Genomic DNA, 20,146 nt, shown 5'->3' on the forward strand with positions numbered 1-20,146 from the left:
AAAAATAATCCCTTTTCCTCAAAATAATAGTATAATAGAGGTAGAATTTAGAAAAGAGGTAGGCCCATGGCTGTTAAATTTACAAAAACGGATGACTTGGACAAGATGTTTGAAGAGTTTGCTAAACTTCCTGATCTCACTCAGGTCACTTTTCCAGATGACAATGATAAAAAAGAAAAAGTTGAGAAGAAAAAATAGATGACATTTTTCCAATCTCTTCCTCCTAGTGTATTACAAGCGGGAGCCATTTTTCTCTCTATCATGATTGAAGCCCTTCCTTTTGTCTTGATTGGGAGTCTCATTTCAGGCTGGATCGAAGTCTATATCACACCAGATAAAGTCTCTGAGTTTCTCCCTCGCAATCGTTGGGGGAGGATCTTTTTTGGTACCTTCATCGGCTTTCTCTTTCCCTCTTGTGAGTGTGGAATCGTCCCGATTATCAATCGTTTTTTGGAAAAGAAAGTCCCCAGCTACACGGCCGTTCCCTTTCTGGTGACTGCTCCCATCATCAATCCCATCGTTCTTTTCGCTACCTATTCTGCCTTTGGCAATTCAATAAAACTTGCCTTCTTGCGAGCGCTGGGAGCTATTGTGATTGCTTTGGTGCTTGGAATTTTCCTAGGATTTTTCTGGAAGGAACCCATTCAAAAAGAGAATCCTATCACTTGTCACGAACATGACTTTTCACACTTAACTCCTGCTAGAAAGGTCTTTCAGGTCTTTATACAAGCTATTGATGAGTTTTTCGATATGGGTCGTTACTTGGTCTTTGGCTGTCTCTTTGCGGCTATCGTGCAGGTCTATGTCCCGACTCGGATCCTGACCTCTATCAGTGCTAGTCCAATCATTGCGATTCTCTTACTCATGTCTCTAGCCTTTCTCCTCTCTCTTTGTAGCGAGGCGGACGCCTTTATCGGTGCTTCTCTCCTCTCGAGCTTCGGCCTAGCACCCGTCCTTGCCTTTCTGGTCATCGGCCCCATGCTTGATATCAAAAATCTCCTCATGATGAAACACTACTTAAAGACCAACTTCATCTGGCAATTCATGGGCATTGTGACAGTGTTTGTCTTGCTTTATTCTTACATGATAGGAGTGATGCTATGATCCGATTTTTCATTTTACTGGGCTATTTTGTCCTAACTCTGTATCTGCAGCTATCTGGCAAGCTTAGCCACTACATCAACCTCCACTATTCCTATCTAGTCTATATCTCAATGGTTCTTTCTCTTCTGTTGGCTCTGATCCAATTCTACATCTGGATTAAAAAAATCAACTCTCACAGCCATATGGAAAGTCGTCGAGCTAAACAAATCAGCATCCTGTTACTGTCACTACCTCTCTTGATTGGAATTGCCTTTCCGACAGTAAGTTTGGACTCGAGAACCGTGTCTGCTAAGGGATATCATTTCCCACTTGCTGAGGGAATCGACACAACTATTCAGGCAAGCGAAGGTACATCTAGTCAATACCTCAAACCCGATACCAGTACCTATTTTTCCAAGTCTGCTTATGAAAAGGAAATGAGGGCTACAGCTGACAAATACCTATCCCTGCCAACCATTCAGGTTACAGATGAAAACTATATGGAGGTCATGGAAGTTCTCTATGACTATCCACAAGAGTTTGAAGGAAAGCAAATCGAGTTTACAGGCTTTGTCTATAACGATCCTAACCATCCAGATAGCCAGTTCCTCTTTCGCTTTGGGATTATTCACTGTATCGCAGACTCTGGTGTATATGGGCTCTTGACCAAGGGAAACTCACGCCAGTATCCTGACAATACCTGGATTACCGCTAGGGGAACCCTGACCCTCCACTACCATAAAGAACTCAAACAAAAACTCCCAACACTGGAAGTTGAGAGTTTCACAAAAGTAGACAAGCCTGAGAATCCTTATGTCTATCGTGTGTTTTAATAAAAAAGTAGCCTGAACAGGCTACTTTTTATTATTTAGCAATTTTCTAACCTCTTGAGCACCAATCTGATCGCCTGCCTTTTCAAAAAGAGCGATAGCTTGTAAAAAATTTTCATGTGATTCTTCAGGATTTTGTATCGAACCAATCTCTCCTAAACCTCTATAGGCACAAGCTTGGGCAATCAAATCATCTGTTTGCAAAGCTTGTTTTAAGGACTGTTCCATATACATGAATGCTTCTGCTACTTTCCCTAGCTTTAATCGTAAATAACCTTGCTCATAATTGTTAACTGAAGATTTGAGGGTATCCTCTGTAAAAGCTTCTTCAATGACTTTTTGCTCTCTTTCGATATAGAAAAGGGCCGTTTGAAATTCATTCATTTCACGATAAACCATGGCTAACTGATGATAGCCTATATGTTCATTTTCTGGGTCACTTTTAGTTCGTGCTAAGTCAATGTAACGCTGATAGATACTTAAGCACTCGTTGTATTTTTGCTCTTCAAGATAAATATACCCCATCAAATTTAACAAACTAAAATCTGTGCAAGTTTCCAATAAAAAATCAGCTTCAACTAATTTTTTAGCCTCATTAATCTTACCCTCAAACAATAAATCCCATGCTTGATTCATACATATCCTCCTGCTTCTTACGTTGTATAGAAATCTATTGACAAATCGCTATCAGACTCGTATTTTTTCCAAGCTAAACTGAAGCCATAATAATCTTCACATTCAGGGTGCCAGTCATAATAAAGTGGGACACGACTATACTTTCTCGCTACAACTTCGTCTTCAAATTCTGGAGACTCCCCTGCAGTAATACCAAATTGAAGACCATTTAGTTCCCAAGTATTTCCCCAAACGTTTTCATCAGAGAGAATATCGATCCATCTAGAAGCATCAATATCAAAATCTGCACATAATTCCAGTTCATAAAATCTTCTACAGTTAATCTCTGAAGGCTTTATATAAAGGGCGCTATCAACTTGGTACTTTTTATCTTTGACTTGAATCTGTGTGATTTTCATTGGAATCGGAACTCCATTTAATTCTAACCAGAAATAGCCTAAAGGAGTTTTGATACTATAATATGTTTGCTGAGAGTTGGGGTTTGCGTTTTTAGAGCAAACATCTAGAATTCTTCCTAGCTTTTTTAAATTTCTAAAAACGTTTTTCGAAGTGATTGGGTCGAAATGTGAATACCTACGAATGACACGTTTTAACTTCTCAACAGGAAAAGTGATATCCTTTGGTAGGGCATGATACTTCTGTACAACTAAAGCAGTTTTTTCAGTATTTTCCTTCCCGACTGGGACAATAACAGCGTGTCCTATATGGATATTTGGGTCATCACAAATATAAGTATAACCATTCCCTCCCTCCTGAAACTCAACCACAACAAGATTTAACTCTTGATCTGGATCAAAGAGAGGCTCTACCTTTTCTACTTCTTGGCGCTCATAAAAAGTAAAGTGATCTCCATCCCCGTCTTCGCCAAAAACCATGAAACTGCCACACTCAGGGCACTTCCGCATATAAAAAGAAGCTTCTGAAATGTCTTCATAAGAAATTTTATTATGGTCGTCAGCTTTATTTATGATTTCTTCAAACAACTCATCCGAATAAACTGAATAAGCATTTGGATCAGGCGCTCTATGGTTGTTCATTGCTTGCCCGCATTTACATGTCCATTTACCCATAAACAACCTCAGTCATGCCTAATTCTTCAAGGAAAAATTGATTGAGAGCTTTCCAGTCTTTCTTTTCCTCTGTAACACTTTGAACGTATGTATCCAGCTCTTGGATGTTAGCTAAAATATAATCTTGAATTGGCATTATCGGATAAATTTCCATACCTTCAGGCCCATTTATCTTAATGTCTAGCAATCTTGATACATGCTCCTGCATTTGAGACGGAAGTAATTCTTTGACCAAATCATCAAACAAAATCGGTGGAACAGAATGGTATTTTTCAATCCAGCGACAGGCTAAAATAGGACGCAGCGCATAGAAATACTTTTTAGGTTTGACCTTGTCTCCTGAAAGATACTTATTCATTTGAGTTCTAGCAGTGTTCAAGTAATGGTGGAGCATTTTTTTCTCAGAAAAATACTGGTTGGCAAGTGGACGTATGCGCTCAATAAAATCCGTTTGTTGATAAACAATTGGAGACTGTAACCATTCAAACAGTGTAGGATTTGACTTATAAAGGAGTTTTAAAGTCTTGTCTAAATCCCAGCCACTCACATCCCAAGTATCGTCAATTGGTAGCTCGATAACATCACGCTGTTCATTTAAACGGAGATAAAAATCTTGCTTGTGTTTGTAGATAAACCGTACATCAAAGTCACTATCGGGAGACTCAAAACCCCAAGCACGACTACCAGACTCAATAGCCCATAAAACTCTGACACCATAATCACGCTCAATTTCTGCTAATTTTTCCGGTACCAAAACATTCATTTCTTCTTGAGTTTGCATTTATAACCTCTTATTATTTATGCTGCTTCTCCAGCTCGATCATTAATGAGTTCAATTGTTTGGACAATATTACGAAGTATAGGGAGTTGGTGTTGAAAGAGTAGTTGAACTGAACCATACGATTTAAACGGCTCTTGTGTTAAAACTTTGGTCTCTAAGCAACCATTCTCTACAATGTAATCAACAATCAATTTCACAAAGGAAATCTGCTTGGCATTGAGACTTTCATCCGATAAAAATTTAGAAAAAACTTGATTGGCAGCTTCTCTATCTAAACCAATAATCTCACGAACCAATCTAGGAATTGCCTTATTTTCATAATGTTGTTGGTAATCAGACTTGCTACCTAATTTTTCCCATAGCAATGTTTCAAGTGCAAGTAAATCTTGAGAGGTCAATTTTTCATTATGGTATAACTTAGAAATTGCTTCATCATCTAGATGAGTTTTCAAATAATGTTCAACTTTTTCATTATAAGATCGCAGGTCATTGACTTGTAAATATGGCTTAGTATCATGAACAGTGGAAAGAATGTGATCATCAAAATTGACATAATAGACTTTTCGGCTCGTTTTATCTAAGAATTGCAATAAATCTCTTAGAGAAAGGCGGATTTTTTCAAGTTCAGACAAACTAACTTCTTCCCAAAATTCAGGTTCTTGTACTTTCCTGATAATTTCAGCCTTTGCAAAAACTTGTGATATATTGCCAACCCTGGCAAGAGCTTTAGCTGTTTTCATAACTTGAGATATATGGGCAGTTGCTGGCTTAGCCAACAGTTGTCCTAACTGTATCTGAAACAACCATAAATCAAATCGTCTCGCCATCTCATCCCCTTTATTTTCTTCAAAAAGAAGAGGAGAAAGATTTTTCTGGATTGTTTCACTTGTAACGGTCGTTAGATTTTGCCAATTTTCCAATTTTCTGTAAGTATAAACTGTATCTAAGACCATACGAACCCTAAAGTCTAACTCATTTAAGCTCACCATACGTCCATGAAGTTCTGTTACGAGTTGTTGACGGTATTCTCTAGCAAACTGATTATCTTGATAATGAAGTCCCTGCAGTTCTCGAATCAAATCCACCTTGATGTTAAACAAACGTTGAGTCAGAGAAACAATGTGACGACCTTCTCCCTCTCTTGGATCAGCCTTGAAATATTCAAAATTATCACCATAATCGAATACCAAGAAATTTTTCTTATCCTGCTCAGGGCCAAATAAATCTCTACAAAGACGGGTTCCACGGCCAATCATCTGCCAAAACTTAGTTTTAGAACGCACTTTCTTGAAAAAGATTAAATTAACAACCTCTGGTACATCAATACCTGTATCCAACATATCAACAGAAATTGCAATTTGAGGGTATTTCTCCTTAATTTTAAAATTATCAATTAAGGTTTGATAATGCTTAATGCTATAATCAATCACTTGAGCATAATCGCTTCCTTTTTCAGGATAGCGTTCGTTAAAAATATCTCTGATGTATTCAGCGTGTCGATGGTTTTTAGCAAAGATAATGGTTTTACCAATTTCGTCACCTGAAGCTGTCTGAATCCCTCTTGTCATTAATTCATCTAGAACAATTTCGACTGTATTTCTATTGAAAATAGAGGTATTAAAATCCGCAGGATCAATATCTTTCTCAGAACTACCATCTTCAAATTGGTTATCAAAATATTCTTTTTCGTCTTGGGATAAATCATCGTAATGTAGACCATCCGTTGGTAGTTTTAACTTAGTTTCAATCGAATGATAAGCTACTAAATAACCATCTTTTACAGCCTCTTCCAGATCGTATGCATATGTTGGAACACCATTCTCCAAGTTAAAGAAACCATAGGTATTTTTATCCAAATCTTGACGCGGAGTGGCAGTTAATCCTACAATCCTTGCATCAAAATAATCAAAAATTGATTTGTATTTCTGATAAATAGAACGGTGAGATTCATCAATTATGATGAGATCAAAGTGCCCAACAGTAAAGGGTCGTTGATTTACTTCTTCTTGATCGCTGATCGCTCCTATCATGGTCGGATAGGTTGAAAAAACCATACGACTAGATCGAGCACTATCTTTATCCTCTAAGAAATTACAAACTGAAAGATCTGGAAGTAATTTCCTAAACGAATCATAAGCTTGCTTAACTAGGGAAGTTCTATCAGCTAAAAAAAGAACATTTTTTACCCAGTTATGACGCGAAAGGATATCAACTAGGGAAACCGCTGTACGGGTTTTCCCAGACCCAGTTGCCATGACTAAGAGTGCCTGTCTCCGATTATTGGAGAATGCTTCACAGACACTTGTAATCGCATGTTTCTGATAATGACGTCCAGAAATGTCGTCCCTAATTTTGCTAGAAATATCCTCGAGTGGTTTTTGCAAGTGACGTCTGTCCATCAAAAGTTGCAACTCCTCTTGAGAGTAGAACCCTGCAATCTGTCGACGATTAACACCATCAAGTATGTAGTGCTTTAAACCATTGGTAATAAAGCAAATTGGTCGATAGCCGATTTGTTTCTCAAGAACTTCAGCATATTCCTTGACCTGCACCTCCCCTACTTCTGGATTTACAGATGCCTTTTTAGCTTCAACAATTGCTAGAACTTTCCCATTTTTGCCATAAAGGACATAGTCACAGTATCCAGTTCCTGTACCATGCTTCAAACCATGAACGGCTACCTCAACACGACAGTTTTCCTCAAATGTCCAACCTGCTAAACGGAGATCGATATCTATAAAGAGTTTTCTTGTCTCTGCTTCAGATAGTTGATCGATATGGAAAGATACATCTTGCCGTAGAGCTGCTGTTTCACGTTTTTCAGTATAAGTCTCTTGAACAGCCAATGACTGACTAGCCATCTGTTCATCGAAATCAGGAAGATTTGGCAAACTATTTTGTAATTTCGCCATAGATTGTGGCGTTTCTCGAAACTTGATGTTTGCTGAAAGTGGCAATAACTGCTCGTCGAAATAACGCTCCACAAACTCGTCACTGTAGCAATAATCAATAAAATTGACAAACTGATACAAATGATGCAAAGCCAAAATCGCTTCTCGTTCCTTAATTTCTCCACCATGTGCAGCATGATTTCCCCATCGAATTAAAAGAACAATCTGCCTATGGAGCTCAGGATCCACAATCTCTCTAAAATCATCATCCCATACCAAAGAAGATAAGGTAGCACGATAGGGAGCTTCTAAATATGAATCGTGACTATATATCCAATGAACAGCCTGCTCCAAAGCACGGCGTGCCATAAAAGCAGTAGCTACAGTAGATGTCGCTATCATATTTTCAGCTTCTATACAAGGCTTTGAAAATGACTCGTACTCTGCATTTTTTAAAAGAAAGCTAAAATTTCCCATTTTTCTCTCACTTTGAATAAAAATATACCTATATTATACTAGATTTCAAGCTATTTCTCCACAGTTTTATAACTATCTCACAAGCAAATTGTGATTTGTCTACCTGATCCACAAAGTCCTCGAACTCGTTTTGGAGGGAGAGAGGGGGGAGGGGGATAGAAATATCTAATAAATCTGATTTGGTTAAGCTAGGTATAGTTACAGCTTTATTTAACTTTTCAAAATTGTATAATTGACAGAAATAAAATAAATATTCTGAGTTTATTTTATCTAAAGTAGGTTCTAAACCAAACGCTGTATCTACATTCCAAAAGTTTTCTCTTACTAAAATCGGTTTATTTATATTTCCTTTACGTCCAATAATTACTGAATTTTTTTTCACAATCCAATCTTTAGCATATCCTATAATTCCTCCACTTCCATAAATAGGGAATTGTCCGTTTTTATCTTCAACATTTTTTTGATTTTTACCATTTCTTATAGTTAGAATCTCGTTCCATTTGCTAAATTTCCATTCTTTGTCATTAAGAATAACATCCCCAAACATCTCGTTAAATCGGGATTTGCGGTTAAGAGATAAATTTTTGGTGTGAATGTTTGACATTGCTTTGGTTAACCATGGCATAGGCAAGGGTTGTATCAATTTTACTGTGACCTAGCAGTTTTTGGACTTGTTCAATCGGCATTCCTTTATCAATAGCCTTTGTCGCTAAAGTTCTTCTGAATTTATGTGGATGAACCTTTTGTATTCCAAGTTTTTGTCCTAACTTTCTCAATCGAATCTCGACACCAGCAATTCCAAGTCTCTGGGCTTTTCCAACTAGCGTTACAAAAAGAGCTGGATGACCATCTTTTCTATCATTGAGATAGTTTCTTAAATGAATTTTCGTACGAGCATCAAAATATACGGGTCTTTCCTTTTTACCTTTTCCAAAAACAACGCACTCTCTGTTTTCAAAATCAATATCAGAACGATTCAACTGGACCAGTTCACCTACACGCATACCTGTTGATGCTAGTAGATCAATCATTGCCAAATCTCTTAAATTTTCACAATTATCTCTCATAATTTCCAGATGTTCGTCCGTATAAGTTTCTTTCACAGTTTGTTCTGTTTTAATTTTTTTAATCCTTCGAATAGGATTCTTGATGATATATTCCTCTTGCTCAAGCCAAGCAAAAAAAGAGGACAATATACGCCGAATATTGTCCAAATTCGCCTTACTACAGTCCTTTTCAGACTGATAATTTGCTAAATAACTCCTTAAATCATCTGTTGTCAGTTGTGTCACAGATTCCTTAATATGATGAAACAAATTTTCAATTGTTCTCTGGTAATAACGTATTGTTTTTGCGCTACAGCCCTCCACCTGCTTAGCAGTTATAAATAGTTGCAACAGATTATTATTTGAATACTTCTGCTTCTTTTTTCCATCCACTAGATGGCGTTCTAAACTCTCTCGCAATGCTAGTAATTGTTCATTGTTTAAAAAGGGTAACATTTCTTGTATGATAATTGTAACTTTTGATTCCATAAATTCTCACTTTCATTATTACTCATCAATAAAAAGAGACAATATCAGTTTCTGCATTTCAGAATTCTAATATTGTCTGTTTATTTATTTTCTTATGCTCATTTCAATCCAGCATACTATCTTACTTTTTGACCTTTTCTCTGACAGAATGTTGAGAAACCCATTTAGAGTATCTTATCATTTTTTCATCAGTTAAAGCTTCTACCGCCATAGTCACACACATATCAACCGCTTCTTCCACAGAAACAGAAAAGTGATAACCATTTAAGTTTAAAAATTTCACCAAAACATAAAACGCTGTCCGTTTATTGGCATTGGCAAAAACATGCTTCTTTATCAATTGGACAAATAATATTGTTGCTTTATCAAAAATTGTTGGATAAAGAGGCTTGCCAAAAACAAATTGTTCTGGTAAGTTCACAATCATATTTAACGCTGAAGGACTAACTGTTTGAATTTGCTCATTTGGAGAATACCGTTGAATTACTAAAGCATTGATTTTTTCAATTTGCTTTTCTGTTAAATAGACTGTCATTTTTCCACCAAAGCTTTGAAAACATCGTCGTATTCATCAAAAATTGTATCCAATTTCAAGTTAAAGGCATCATCAGAAACATAAGAGACCTGATGATCCAATTCTTCAGGAGTAAAGATAATTTCACCACTTGGTAACAATTTCGCTTCGTATTTAACACCACTTGGAATATTGAACTCGCTTGGAATCGTAATGGTGATTGAATTTCCTTGTTTTCTTGTTTTTACGACCATCTGATTTCCTCCTTTGAAGTATTATAACAAATAATTACGGTAATTACAATGATAGTGTAAAACTGCTATTTCATCTCAATTCTTAACCGAAATACTCCTGCATAAGTGATTTTTTCAAGGTTTCCAATTCTTCCAGAGATTTTTGAATTGCCAATTGTGATTTGTCGACTTGAGCTACAAAGTCTGCGAATTCGTTTTGGAGGGAAAGAGGGGGGAGGATTATAGGAAAATCTTCAATATGATTTTTATTTAGTTGACGTTTATCAATCCCTCCAACACAAATACGTCTAATATAATCACGGTAAGCATTACTTATCAGTATTTCCAAAATAAATCTCTTACATATATCTGAATTAATTCGAACTAAATAAACATGCCCATTTATATTAGCTTTTCCACTTTGACCTAGATATTGAGCTGTCCGACCCAAACTACTATTCTCAGTATTTACTCTACCTGTTTTGGTAATCAACAAATCTCCATGTTCTAAAATAGTATCTTTCATATTTCTATTTGTCTGATCATCAATATAAGCAATATCATCTAATAATATCTTATTTTTCCAAACATTTTGACTACGAAAAAACATAATACCCTTATCAACATATACTTGCGATCCACCTTTAGGGGTATTTCCACTAGAAATTTTATTTGTTAATTCCCCTAACTTAGTAACTTCCCATCCCATATCGTTCAAAATAGGATCCCCAAACATCTCGTTAAATCGGGATTTTACAAGGTTTGATAATTCCGTGTATTGCTGACTTTTTTTTGAAATTAGATAATCTATTTTCTCTAAATTCTGAATAATCTTTTCTTGTTCAGGAATACTCATCATTGGAACTTGAGCATTTGACAAATTATTGAGCTTAATATACTTTATTACTCCTCCAATTGACTGGTGGCGCAAAACTTCTATATACTTATCAAGAAAGTAGTATAGATATTTCATTCTTACATTAGAATTATTACTTAAAATATAAGTTCTCTGATAAGCATTAAATTTTCCTTTATAATACTTAACATTTAAATCCCCGTTTCCTGCAACTAAAACGACTTCGTCGTCATAAACATAATCGTTAATCCACGAAATTTCTTTTGCTGTTGTAAAAAATGGATACTTACCTCCGACAACTGCAGCATTGGCATCCAATTTACCAGTTTGAATAGAAACTAATTCTCCCAACTTCACTTTCTTCATGCAACAACCTCCTCGAAATATCGGGATTTGACGAGCAAGTTTAGCTCTTCTAATTGACATTTTCTTTTAGTAATAAGTCTTTTAATTATATTAAGAATACGGATAATGTTCTCTTGTTCTTCGATATGTAATAATTCTAATTTTAGATCAAGTAATATATTTTTATTTAAATGTGGAATTGTTGCACCTGTTGAATGATACCGTAAATACTGCGATTTACTCTCCAAAAAAACTCCCAAATAATCTGATATAATCTCGTCTTTGTATTGCTCATTCTTTTTTAAGACCATAATAGTGCTACCGACAGCTCCCGATAGTCCATAGCCAATTGTTCCTGCGTTAGCACCATCCCAAGCTATCAGAATATCATCTAGAAGTGCTTCAGTCATATTTAAACTTTCAGTAAATTTTAGATTATTGTCATTTCTCAAATCATCTATTTGAATATAACGTTGACTTAGAATCGTTTGTTCATTAAGTATAGTGGCTTTCTTACCTTTTTTGAGAGTTACCACTTCCCCCAACTTCACTTTTTTCATACATGTATCTCCCTACTTGAGTAACTCTTCTAACTCTGCTAAGCCAGCTTGAATTTCTTTTTCTAGATCATTGATTTTCTTTAAGATGACTTCTGTTGGCTCATATTCAACTTTTTCATACTCGATTTCTTTGTATTTATTGATCGATAAATCATAATCATTATCCTTTATCTCATCGACTGGAACAAAGAAAGACTGGTCTGTTCTCTTACGTTCTGCATCGTTGTCAAGTTGATGGAAACGTTGAATAATATCTGGAATATCATTATCACTGATCGGTTGTCGTTTATCATCCAAACTTAAACCATCTGCTTTCATATCGTAAAACCAGACCTTATCCGTTCCACCATTTCCAGTTTTTGTAAAGATGAGAATGGCAGTTGAAACTCCAGCATAAGGTTTGAAAACGCCACTTGGCATTGATATTACAGCATCTAATTTATGATTCTCAACAATTTCCTGACGAATTCCTTTATGGGCTTTAGAAGAACCAAAGAGGACACCGTCAGGTACAATAACTGCTGCACGTCCCCCTGGTTTCAATGTGCGCAAGAAAAGAGCAAGGAAAAGTAATTCTGTTTTTTTGGTTTTTACAGTCGCAAGAAGATCATTTGAAGTTGAATCGTAGTCAAGCGATCCCTTAAATGGAGGATTTGCTAAAACTAGAGTGTACTTATCTGCTTCTTCATTATCTTGAGATAGTGAGTCAAGATAACTAATTTGTGGATTTTCCACTCCATGCAGCATCATATTCATTGCACCAAGTCTAAGCATGGTTGTATCCGTATCATTTCCATGAAACATATTGTTATGAAAATGGTTGATATTATCTGGATTGGTTTCCCATTCATCTTTTTTACGCTTTAAGTAACGGCTAGCAGATACTAAGAAACCCGCAGACCCCATAGCAGGATCTGAGATAATATCCTTGATAGTTGGTTGCATCAACTCAACCATCATATCGATGATGTGACGAGGCGTACGAAATTGTCCATTTTTACCTGCTGTTGACAATTTTGATAGCAGATATTCATAGATGTCGCCAATATCATTAATCCCCTGTGTGTCACTATCAAAATCTATACCTGAGTCTCTGGTTGGAAATTCATCTAATATAGAAATAACCTTTTGGAGAGTAGCAGGTTTATTTATTTGAAAGATAGCTTCACGCATATAACGTGAAAAAGCTGTATCGTCAGTATCTCCCTTAAGATTCTTCATAAATGGAAAAATCTCCTGAGTCATTAATCGATAAACTTCCTGAGCATCTCCTATATTTTTAAAGGTCGACCAACGGTATTCAGGTTTGTCTTTTGGAAAAATTCCCTCATAAGAAATCCCTAGAAACTCAGCATCGCTTTCGCGTCCAAGTTCGACACTATCCAAATCCTTCATAAACAGAAGATAAGTCAATTGTTCAATATTTGTTAGAGGATTTGCATTTCCTTCTGTCCACAGCATTTCCCACAGCTGATCAATTTTATTTTTTAATTCGCCTGTAATCATACTAGTCTCTTTTCTTTGGTTTTTAAAGTTATGAATATCACTATTTTAACAGATTTTCAATCAAGCTTCAATTATGTTTCTCTCTATAAAAATTTCTTTCAAAAATAAAAAAGCAAACGCAAAATATGGTTCACTTTTTTAACTCTTCTATTCTCCATCCTTCCAGTTCCGAGCAATCTCTTCGTCTTTCTGGAGTTGGTCTACCAGTTCCTCTACGGAGTCAAATTTGACCATATCGCGAACACGGTCCAGCCAGTAGACCATGACTGTCTCACCGTAAATATCATCTGAAAAATCAAAAATATTGACTTCAAAACGCGGCTCTTCTCCATCGAAAGTAACATTTTTCCCAACACTTGCCATGCCACGATATCTCTGACGTTGTACTTCTACATCAACTACGTAAACACCGTCTGCTGGCATATAAGTTCGATCTCTTAGGACCAGATTGGCTGTTGGATAACCGATAGTACGCCCACGAGCATTTCCATGAACGACCATCCCACGAGATGGGAGCGGAGTGCCGAGCAGATGATTGACTTCCTTGACATCTCCATCAAGAATAGCTTGACGAATCCGTGTGGAACTAATCTTGCCCTTTTCGTCCTCGACCGGAGGAACAATGATAATCTCTCCATCAAAATAGTCCTTCAGGTCATCCGCAGTTTTCTTATCAGAGCCAAAGGTATAGTCAAATCCTGCTACGATAATGGCTGGTTTTAAAGCTCTAACATAAGTATCAAAGAATTCTTGACCCGTTAAACTAGCAAATTTGCTACTAAAGTCCAGTAAGAAAAGAGCCTCTACTCCGTGCCACTTCATCTTGTGCTCCCGTTCCTCATGATTGACGATATGGAGCATGAGCTCAGGTTGGTAAGGTTGTAAGGCAAGTTTTGGTGACTCTGTAAAAGTCATCACGACAACTGGCAGATAATCCTTCATTGAAGCCTTGCTGGCTACTTCAAAAAGTTTCTGATGCCCCTTGTGGATGCCATCAAAATAACCTAGTACAAGGACTGTTTTACCCGGTACTGCAATATCTTTTTCGTTCTTAATAGGTACTGTTGTAATCATGAAACTATTATATCATAGAGAAAGCCTTTTCGCTAAGAGGAAATCCCAAATGTCGTTTTTTGCGCCTGAACTGACCTTGATAGACAATTTAAGGTATGAATTTTAAAAATAGCACCTCCTAAGAGATGCTATCGTTTGGTAACTAGTTTACTGTCTCTTCCAAGTCTTTTAACTTAACAGAAACAATCTTAGATACACCTGATTCTTGCATGGTAACTCCATAGATAGAATCCGCTGCTGCCATCGTCCCCTTTCGGTGAGTCACGACGATAAACTGACTATCCTTGTCAAAGCGGTTGAGATAATCCCCAAAACGTTTAACATTGGCTTCATCAAGTGCCGCCTCTACCTCATCCAAGATAACAAAAGGAATAGTTTTGACTCGAATGATAGAGAACAACAAGGCCAAGGCCGATAGGGCTTTTTCACCACCACTCATGAGGTTGAGAGATTGGATTTTCTTACCTGGTGGTTGGACAGAAATCTCCACACCAGCTGTTAAAAGATCGCCCTCAGTTAATATCAAGTCTGCCTGACCCCCACCAAACATCTGTCTAAAGGTCACTTTAAAGGACTCACGAATCGCCTCAAAGGTTGATTTAAAGCGTTCCTTAACCTCATCATTCATCTCTGTGATGGTCTCAAGGAGCAGGTTTTTCGCAGACAAAATATCATCTCGTTGGCTATTTAGGAAATTCAAACGATTGTGGACTTCTTCGTACTGTTCAATAGCATCCAAGTTGACAGGACCCAGCGAGCGAATAGCCTTCTCAAGATCTTTAACTTCTTGCTCTGCCAGATTGAGATTTTCCAACTCACGTGCTTTTTCTAGAGCCTCAGTGTAGCTGATCTGGTACTGGTCTGTTAATTGAGCTTGTAGATAGCGCAAGCGTTCGCTGACCTTTTCTTTCTTGGCTTCAGCACGTGTTTGTTTGCGAATCCACTCTTCATTTTGATGACGAGCTTGATCCAAATGGCTAGCAATATCATCCACCTGACCTTCGATATCATCCAACTCAAACTGCTTGCGAATCAAACCTTGTTGGAGGTTTGTTTTCTGAGTTTTGGCCTCTTCCACCTGCTGACTTAACAAATCCGTATCAACCTTCTCAAGATTATCAACCTTTTCTTGGAGGAGACGCTGAATCTCCTCTTGCTCGATATCCAGATTATCCAGTTCCTTGCCTAAGCGTTCAATATCAGTCGCTTCGTACCGCTTTTGTCCTTGCAGTTCTGACTTAAGCAAGCGTGCTTGAGAAATCTGTTCCTGCAAGTTTTGATAGCGTTCTTGAATAGCGTTTTTGTTAGACTTAATCTCTTCAATCTCAGCTTCCAGATTTTGCTTTTCACTGGCGATAGTAGCAAGGCGCTCTTGGCATTTTTCCTTATCCGCTTGCCAATCTCCTTCAGTAAGGCGATTTAATTCCTCTTCTTGAAGTTTCCAAAGAGTTTCTAACTCTTCCACTTGCTGATTGGTTTGTTGATAAGCAAGATACAAACCTTGCTCCTGAATACGAGCTTGCTCACCTTGAGATTTGATAGCTTCTAATCTTTCTGCCAATACCGCCATCTCATCTTGCAAGGTCTTCAAACTCGCTTCTTCTGACCGCAAGTCAGCTTCTTCTTCAGCAATTTCTTTTTGTAATTGTTCCAGCTCTGGCTTGATGAAAATACTATTGTTTTGACGATTGGCACCACCCGCGTAGGAACCACCTGTACGCAACTCTGTCCCATCCAGTGTCACCATGCGAACCTGATAACGAACTTGACGAGCAGCTGCACGCGCATGTTCTACAGTATCAAAGATAGCCGTGGTAGCTAGCAAATTCTTGAAAATGGCTTCTAGTCTCTTATCAAACGACACCAACTCATCTGCCATTCCCAGAAATCCTGGACTTGCTGCGATAGCATCTTGATTCTGACTAGAAATGGTACGAGCCTTGATCGTCGTCAATGGAAGAAAGGTTGCACGACCAGCTCTGTTACGTTTTAGGAAATCAATCGCCTTGGTTGCCGCGTTTTCATCTTCTACGATGATATGCTGACTGCTAGCTCCAAGCGCAATTTCTAGGGCGGTTTGATAATGAACATCAAAAGTCAAATGCTCACTCACTGCACCAATAATCCCACCTAAGCGGTCTTTTTCTTGGAGAACACTCTTAACACCTGCGTAAAAATTGCTATGATTTCTAAGGATGTTCTCTAAACTTTGGGCTCTAGCCTGCTTGTTTTTGAGACTATCCAGACGGTCAAAGAGTTGACTCTGCTGGGCTTGGTAAGAAACTTTCTGTTCCTCTTGTTCCTTGGCACTAGCTTGGTAGTCTGCCAATAATTTCTGAACCTGCTCCTTGGCAGATTCAAGCTCAGCCTCTTGCTGACTTGCTTTTTCTTTAGCTGTAGCCAGTTGTTCTTTTAATTTCTCAAGTTGATATGTTTGTTTTTGTGATAGCTGACGGCTGTTCTCTAGTTCATTCTCGATGCGAGTCAGTTGGTTTGAGACATCCGCTTCTTCTTGTAAAAGAGCGACAAAGCGTTCGCGCAAGAGCTCGATCATCTGGTCAGGATCATCTGAAAAAGCCAGCAATTCTGCTTCTAAACGATTGAGTTCCTTGTTGTTTTCAGCTAGATTTTCCTCTAACTGTGCCAAGTTCGCTTCTTTTTCAGCCTTCTCCTTACTTAGAGTCTTTCTCTTATCCTCCAAAGCAGTCAAACGGGCTTGTGCTTCTTGTTGATTGAGGGCTACCTGCTCGGACTCCAGTCTTGAAAGGGCTAATTTTCGTTCTAAGTCACTGATCAAACTAGTCAAATCCATTAAGCTTCCTTGATCCTTGGCCATTTCAGCCTGAAGATCTTGGCGTTTCTTTTTAAGACTTTGATTTTCCTCTTCTAACTCTTGACGCTTTTGGTAATAGCTAGTCAAAAGTTCCTGAACCTGAGTTAGTTCTTCTTCTGTCAGCTCTAGTTCAACCTTGTTTTCCTTGATTTGAGCAACCAGTACATCCAAGTAAATCGCCTTACGTTGACCATCCAAGTCTAGAAACTTACGAGCATTCTCGGCTTGTTTTGCAAGGGGCTTGATTTGATTGTCTAACTCATAGATAATGTCCTCTAGACGGTCTAGGTTGTCCTGAGTTTGTTGCAGTTTGCTCTCTGTTTCTTTTCGACGAGTTTTGTACTTTAAAACTCCAGCTGCTTCTTCAAAAATAGCTCGACGTTCTTCAGGCTTGGAGTTGAAAATCTCCTCCACCTTCCCTTGGGAAATAATAGAGAAGGAATCACGTCCCAGACCTGTATCTAAGAAAAGGTCGTGTACATCACGCAGACGGACTTTCTTACCATCAATCCGATACTCGCTATCACCACTACGATAGATATGGCGCTCTACCTTGATTTCTTGCCCCGCATCTTTGATAAAACCATCTTCATTATCCAAGGTCACGACAACAGAAGCATAATTGAGCGGTTTCCGACTTTCAGTCCCGGCAAAGATAACATCGGGCATCTTGCCACCACGAAGGCTTTTGACACTAGACTCCCCCAAGGCCCACCGAAGACTTTCTGTGATATTTGATTTTCCTGATCCATTTGGCCCAACAACAGCTGTCACACCTTGGTCAAAGACAACTTTGGTCTTGTCAGCAAAGGACTTGAATCCCTGAATCTCAATTTCCTTTAAATACATGAATCCAGCCCCTTCTCAACAGCATTTTTTGCGGCCTCTTGCTCTGCTAATTTTTTAGAACGACCTTGACCTTTTCCGATGCTCTTTCCTTCAACCAGAACTTCTACATCAAAAACCTTATCATGAGCAGGTCCCGTCTCAGAGATAACCTGATAGCGAATATCCACATCACCATTGACCTGGAGCAACTCTTGCAGGTGTGTCTTGTAATCCTTAATCATTTCAAAGTCACCTGCTTCAACCTTGGGAATCATGACCTGATAGATAAATTCTTTTACCCTAGCCACATCCTTGTCTAAAAGCAAAGCACCCAGAAAGGCTTCAAAAGCATCACCAAGAATGGTGTCACGATTGCGCCCACCAGACTTTTCTTCCCCTTTTCCTAGCTTGATAAACTGATCAAACTGGCAATCACGCGCAAAACCAGCCAAACTCTCCTCACGGACAATCATAGCACGGAGCTTGGACAAATCGCCCTCTGGTTTCTTAGGATATTTTTTATACAGATATTCTGAAATCAATAATTGCAGAACAGCGTCTCCTAAAAATTCCAAGCGCTCATTGTGTGAAATTTTTAAGAGGCGATGCTCATTAGCATAACTCGTATGAGTAAAGGCAGTTTCTAGTAGCTTTTTATCTGCAAATTCGATTGCAAAACGGTCTTTCAGTACAGTTTGTAATTCTTTCATACCAACCTCTTTCTAACTGATAACAGTCCCTCTTATTATATCAAAAAAAGCACCCTGAGTCACTTTAAAACGGGACTGGAGGGGAATTGAGCATTTTTTAGAAGACAATTTTCAATTTTAGGGGCAGTATAAAGAAAAAAGCCTTTAAATAAGGCTTTTTTAGGCTGTTTACATCCACCCTGAGGGAATCGAACCCCCATCTCAAGAACCGGAATCTTACGTGATATCCATTACACTAAGGGTGGAAACTTGTCTTATTATAACAGAAATTTGCTCTAATAACAAGTTTTTTGGGGTGGAGTATGCGTCCATTAGTGGGACGCATCTCCGTTCCAGATAGAGTTTTTCACGATCACATAATCAACATGTTTAAGGTCGGCAACCTTGCGTCCACCTGCGTAGGAAATGGCACTCTGCAGATCCTGCTCCATCTCGGTAAGGGTATCTTGCAAATACCCTTTTGCAGGAAGTAAGATGCGTTTTCCCTCCACGTTTTTATAAGCTCCTTTTTGGTATTGTGAAGCTGAACCATAGTATTCTTTGAACTGTTCGCCGTCGACTTCAATCGTCTTTCCTGGGCTTTCGATATGTCCTGCAAAAAGAGAACCAATCATAACCATGCTAGCACCGAAACGGATAGACTTGGCAATATCGCCATGAGTACGAATCCCACCATCAGCGATGATTGGTTTACGAGCTGCCTTAGCACACCAGCGTAGTGCTGCCAACTGCCAACCACCTGTACCAAAACCAGTCTTAACCTTGGTGATACAAACCTTACCAGGACCAATTCCAACCTTGGTAGCATCCGCACCTGCATTTTCCAATTCACGTACAGCTTCTGGTGTTCCCACATTTCCAGCAATGACAAAAGTATCTGGCAATTCTTTCTTGATGTGCTGAATCATTGAAATCACACTATCTGCATGACCATGAGCAATATCAATCGTGATATATTCCGGAGCATCAGCTTTGAGCTGGCTAACAAAGTCATACTCGTAATCCTTGACACCAACAGAAATGGAAGCAATGAGCCCTTGAACGTGCATGCGTTTGATAAAAGGAATGCGTCCCGCCTCATCAAAACGGTGCATAATGTAGAAGTATCCGCCTTTAGCCAGTTGCTCTGCGACATTCTCATCCAAAATCGTCTGCATGTTGGCTGGTACAACAGGTAGTTTGAAAGTGTGATTTCCAAGTGTGACACTTGTATCCGCTTCTGCACGGCTTTTAATGACACATTTATTAGGGATCAACTGAATATCTTCGTAATCAAAAATTGGAAATTCATTTAACATATCGATGTCTCGCTTCTCTTGTAATGACCTACCTATGCTTGCGCATCCCTACGCCTTTTGCGACGTTTCCTTGATTCATTATAAAC

17 protein-coding genes, 1 tRNA gene and 1 pseudogene are annotated in these 20,146 nt (G+C 38.3%); 3 read left to right on the forward strand and 16 right to left on the reverse strand.

What is annotated here, in order from left to right:
- Positions 1 to 66: 66 nt before the first annotated feature.
- From ACUW6H_RS03005 to ACUW6H_RS03015, 3 genes are read left to right on the forward strand one after another with little or no spacing between them, the layout of a single operon-like run.
- Positions 67 to 198 (forward strand): SPJ_0845 family protein, encoded by a 132-nt coding sequence (locus ACUW6H_RS03005; protein WP_000268699.1) that lies wholly within the window; start codon positions 67 to 69, stop codon positions 196 to 198.
- Positions 199 to 1,104 (forward strand): permease, encoded by a 906-nt coding sequence (locus ACUW6H_RS03010; protein WP_454360968.1) that lies wholly within the window; start codon positions 199 to 201, stop codon positions 1,102 to 1,104. It begins immediately after the preceding gene.
- Entirely contained in the window at positions 1,101 to 1,916 is an 816-nt protein-coding gene (locus ACUW6H_RS03015; protein ID WP_454360970.1) for a TIGR03943 family putative permease subunit, read from the forward strand. The genes ACUW6H_RS03010 and ACUW6H_RS03015 overlap by 4 nt, the downstream gene beginning before the upstream one ends.
- Positions 1,917 to 1,937: 21 nt before the next feature.
- Here ACUW6H_RS03015 and ACUW6H_RS03020 read toward each other — a convergent pair whose 3' ends face one another.
- From ACUW6H_RS03020 to ACUW6H_RS03095, 16 genes and pseudogenes are all read right to left on the reverse strand, one after another.
- On the reverse strand, positions 1,938 to 2,549 hold the full coding sequence (locus ACUW6H_RS03020; protein WP_454360972.1) for a tetratricopeptide repeat protein: 612 nt from the start codon (positions 2,547 to 2,549) through the stop codon (positions 1,938 to 1,940).
- A gap of 17 nt (positions 2,550 to 2,566) precedes the next feature.
- Positions 2,567 to 3,619 (reverse strand): hypothetical protein, encoded by a 1,053-nt coding sequence (locus ACUW6H_RS03025; RefSeq protein WP_454360974.1) that lies wholly within the window; start codon positions 3,617 to 3,619, stop codon positions 2,567 to 2,569.
- Entirely contained in the window at positions 3,612 to 4,400 is a 789-nt protein-coding gene (locus ACUW6H_RS03030; protein ID WP_454360976.1) for a nucleotidyltransferase domain-containing protein, read from the reverse strand. Before ACUW6H_RS03030 ends, ACUW6H_RS03025 begins: the two co-directional genes overlap by 8 nt.
- A gap of 17 nt (positions 4,401 to 4,417) precedes the next feature.
- Complete coding sequence (locus ACUW6H_RS03035) at positions 4,418 to 7,768, reverse strand: DEAD/DEAH box helicase family protein (protein WP_454360978.1); 3,351 nt, start codon at positions 7,766 to 7,768, stop codon at positions 4,418 to 4,420.
- A gap of 28 nt (positions 7,769 to 7,796) precedes the next feature.
- On the reverse strand, positions 7,797 to 8,372 hold the full coding sequence (locus ACUW6H_RS03040) for a restriction endonuclease subunit S (protein ID WP_454360980.1): 576 nt from the start codon (positions 8,370 to 8,372) through the stop codon (positions 7,797 to 7,799).
- The gene (gene xerA, locus ACUW6H_RS03045; RefSeq protein WP_454360982.1) at positions 8,338 to 9,303 is read right to left on the reverse strand and encodes a site-specific tyrosine recombinase/integron integrase; all 966 of its coding nucleotides are present in this window, start codon (positions 9,301 to 9,303) and stop codon (positions 8,338 to 8,340) included. The genes ACUW6H_RS03040 and xerA overlap by 35 nt, the downstream gene beginning before the upstream one ends.
- 121 nt (positions 9,304 to 9,424) lie before the next feature.
- Positions 9,425 to 9,838, reverse strand: a complete 414-nt coding sequence (locus tag ACUW6H_RS03050; RefSeq protein WP_454360984.1) for a type II toxin-antitoxin system death-on-curing family toxin — start codon at positions 9,836 to 9,838, stop codon at positions 9,425 to 9,427.
- The gene (locus tag ACUW6H_RS03055) at positions 9,835 to 10,071 is read right to left on the reverse strand and encodes an AbrB family transcriptional regulator (RefSeq protein WP_000260600.1); all 237 of its coding nucleotides are present in this window, start codon (positions 10,069 to 10,071) and stop codon (positions 9,835 to 9,837) included. Before ACUW6H_RS03055 ends, ACUW6H_RS03050 begins: the two co-directional genes overlap by 4 nt.
- Before the next feature lie 82 nt (positions 10,072 to 10,153).
- The gene (locus ACUW6H_RS03060; RefSeq protein ID WP_454360986.1) at positions 10,154 to 11,272 is read right to left on the reverse strand and encodes a restriction endonuclease subunit S; all 1,119 of its coding nucleotides are present in this window, start codon (positions 11,270 to 11,272) and stop codon (positions 10,154 to 10,156) included.
- Between the two features lie 11 nt (positions 11,273 to 11,283).
- Positions 11,284 to 11,811 (reverse strand): annotated as a pseudogene (locus ACUW6H_RS03065) (restriction endonuclease subunit S); the annotation flags it as partial.
- Positions 11,812 to 11,823: 12 nt separating this feature from the next.
- On the reverse strand, positions 11,824 to 13,317 hold the full coding sequence (locus ACUW6H_RS03070) for a type I restriction-modification system subunit M (RefSeq protein ID WP_454360988.1): 1,494 nt from the start codon (positions 13,315 to 13,317) through the stop codon (positions 11,824 to 11,826).
- Positions 13,318 to 13,464: 147 nt separating this feature from the next.
- Positions 13,465 to 14,391 (reverse strand): bifunctional riboflavin kinase/FAD synthetase, encoded by a 927-nt coding sequence (locus ACUW6H_RS03075; RefSeq protein ID WP_000633642.1) that lies wholly within the window; start codon positions 14,389 to 14,391, stop codon positions 13,465 to 13,467.
- Positions 14,392 to 14,533: 142 nt separating this feature from the next.
- Positions 14,534 to 18,073: a chromosome segregation protein SMC gene (gene smc, locus ACUW6H_RS03080; protein ID WP_454360991.1), complete on the reverse strand. Its 3,540-nt coding sequence runs from the start codon at positions 18,071 to 18,073 to the stop codon at positions 14,534 to 14,536.
- Positions 18,064 to 18,762: a ribonuclease III gene (gene rnc, locus ACUW6H_RS03085; protein ID WP_000661464.1), complete on the reverse strand. Its 699-nt coding sequence runs from the start codon at positions 18,760 to 18,762 to the stop codon at positions 18,064 to 18,066. Before rnc ends, smc begins: the two co-directional genes overlap by 10 nt.
- Positions 18,763 to 18,935: 173 nt before the next feature.
- A tRNA-Arg gene (locus ACUW6H_RS03090) sits at positions 18,936 to 19,007 on the reverse strand.
- 66 nt (positions 19,008 to 19,073) lie between these two features.
- Positions 19,074 to 20,060: a GMP reductase gene (locus tag ACUW6H_RS03095; RefSeq protein WP_096406965.1), complete on the reverse strand. Its 987-nt coding sequence runs from the start codon at positions 20,058 to 20,060 to the stop codon at positions 19,074 to 19,076.
- Positions 20,061 to 20,146: the final 86 nt, after the last annotated feature.

Source organism: Streptococcus sp. 151470009-6, assembly GCF_053628175.1.

Coding starts and splice junctions, on each gene's coding strand:
- ACUW6H_RS03005 (WP_000268699.1), top strand. CDS start 67: ATGGCTGTTAAATTTACAAAAACGGATGACTTGGACAAGATGTTTGAA.
- ACUW6H_RS03010 (WP_454360968.1), top strand. CDS start 199: ATGACATTTTTCCAATCTCTTCCTCCTAGTGTATTACAAGCGGGAGCC.
- ACUW6H_RS03015 (WP_454360970.1), top strand. CDS start 1,101: ATGATCCGATTTTTCATTTTACTGGGCTATTTTGTCCTAACTCTGTAT.
- ACUW6H_RS03020 (WP_454360972.1), bottom strand. CDS start 2,549: ATGAATCAAGCATGGGATTTATTGTTTGAGGGTAAGATTAATGAGGCT.
- ACUW6H_RS03025 (WP_454360974.1), bottom strand. CDS start 3,619: ATGGGTAAATGGACATGTAAATGCGGGCAAGCAATGAACAACCATAGA.
- ACUW6H_RS03030 (WP_454360976.1), bottom strand. CDS start 4,400: ATGCAAACTCAAGAAGAAATGAATGTTTTGGTACCGGAAAAATTAGCA.
- ACUW6H_RS03035 (WP_454360978.1), bottom strand. CDS start 7,768: ATGGGAAATTTTAGCTTTCTTTTAAAAAATGCAGAGTACGAGTCATTT.
- ACUW6H_RS03040 (WP_454360980.1), bottom strand. CDS start 8,372: ATGTCAAACATTCACACCAAAAATTTATCTCTTAACCGCAAATCCCGA.
- xerA (WP_454360982.1), bottom strand. CDS start 9,303: ATGGAATCAAAAGTTACAATTATCATACAAGAAATGTTACCCTTTTTA.
- ACUW6H_RS03050 (WP_454360984.1), bottom strand. CDS start 9,838: ATGACAGTCTATTTAACAGAAAAGCAAATTGAAAAAATCAATGCTTTA.
- ACUW6H_RS03055 (WP_000260600.1), bottom strand. CDS start 10,071: ATGGTCGTAAAAACAAGAAAACAAGGAAATTCAATCACCATTACGATT.
- ACUW6H_RS03060 (WP_454360986.1), bottom strand. CDS start 11,272: ATGAAGAAAGTGAAGTTGGGAGAATTAGTTTCTATTCAAACTGGTAAA.
- ACUW6H_RS03070 (WP_454360988.1), bottom strand. CDS start 13,317: ATGATTACAGGCGAATTAAAAAATAAAATTGATCAGCTGTGGGAAATG.
- ACUW6H_RS03075 (WP_000633642.1), bottom strand. CDS start 14,391: ATGATTACAACAGTACCTATTAAGAACGAAAAAGATATTGCAGTACCG.
- smc (WP_454360991.1), bottom strand. CDS start 18,073: ATGTATTTAAAGGAAATTGAGATTCAGGGATTCAAGTCCTTTGCTGAC.
- rnc (WP_000661464.1), bottom strand. CDS start 18,762: ATGAAAGAATTACAAACTGTACTGAAAGACCGTTTTGCAATCGAATTT.
- ACUW6H_RS03095 (WP_096406965.1), bottom strand. CDS start 20,060: ATGTTAAATGAATTTCCAATTTTTGATTACGAAGATATTCAGTTGATC.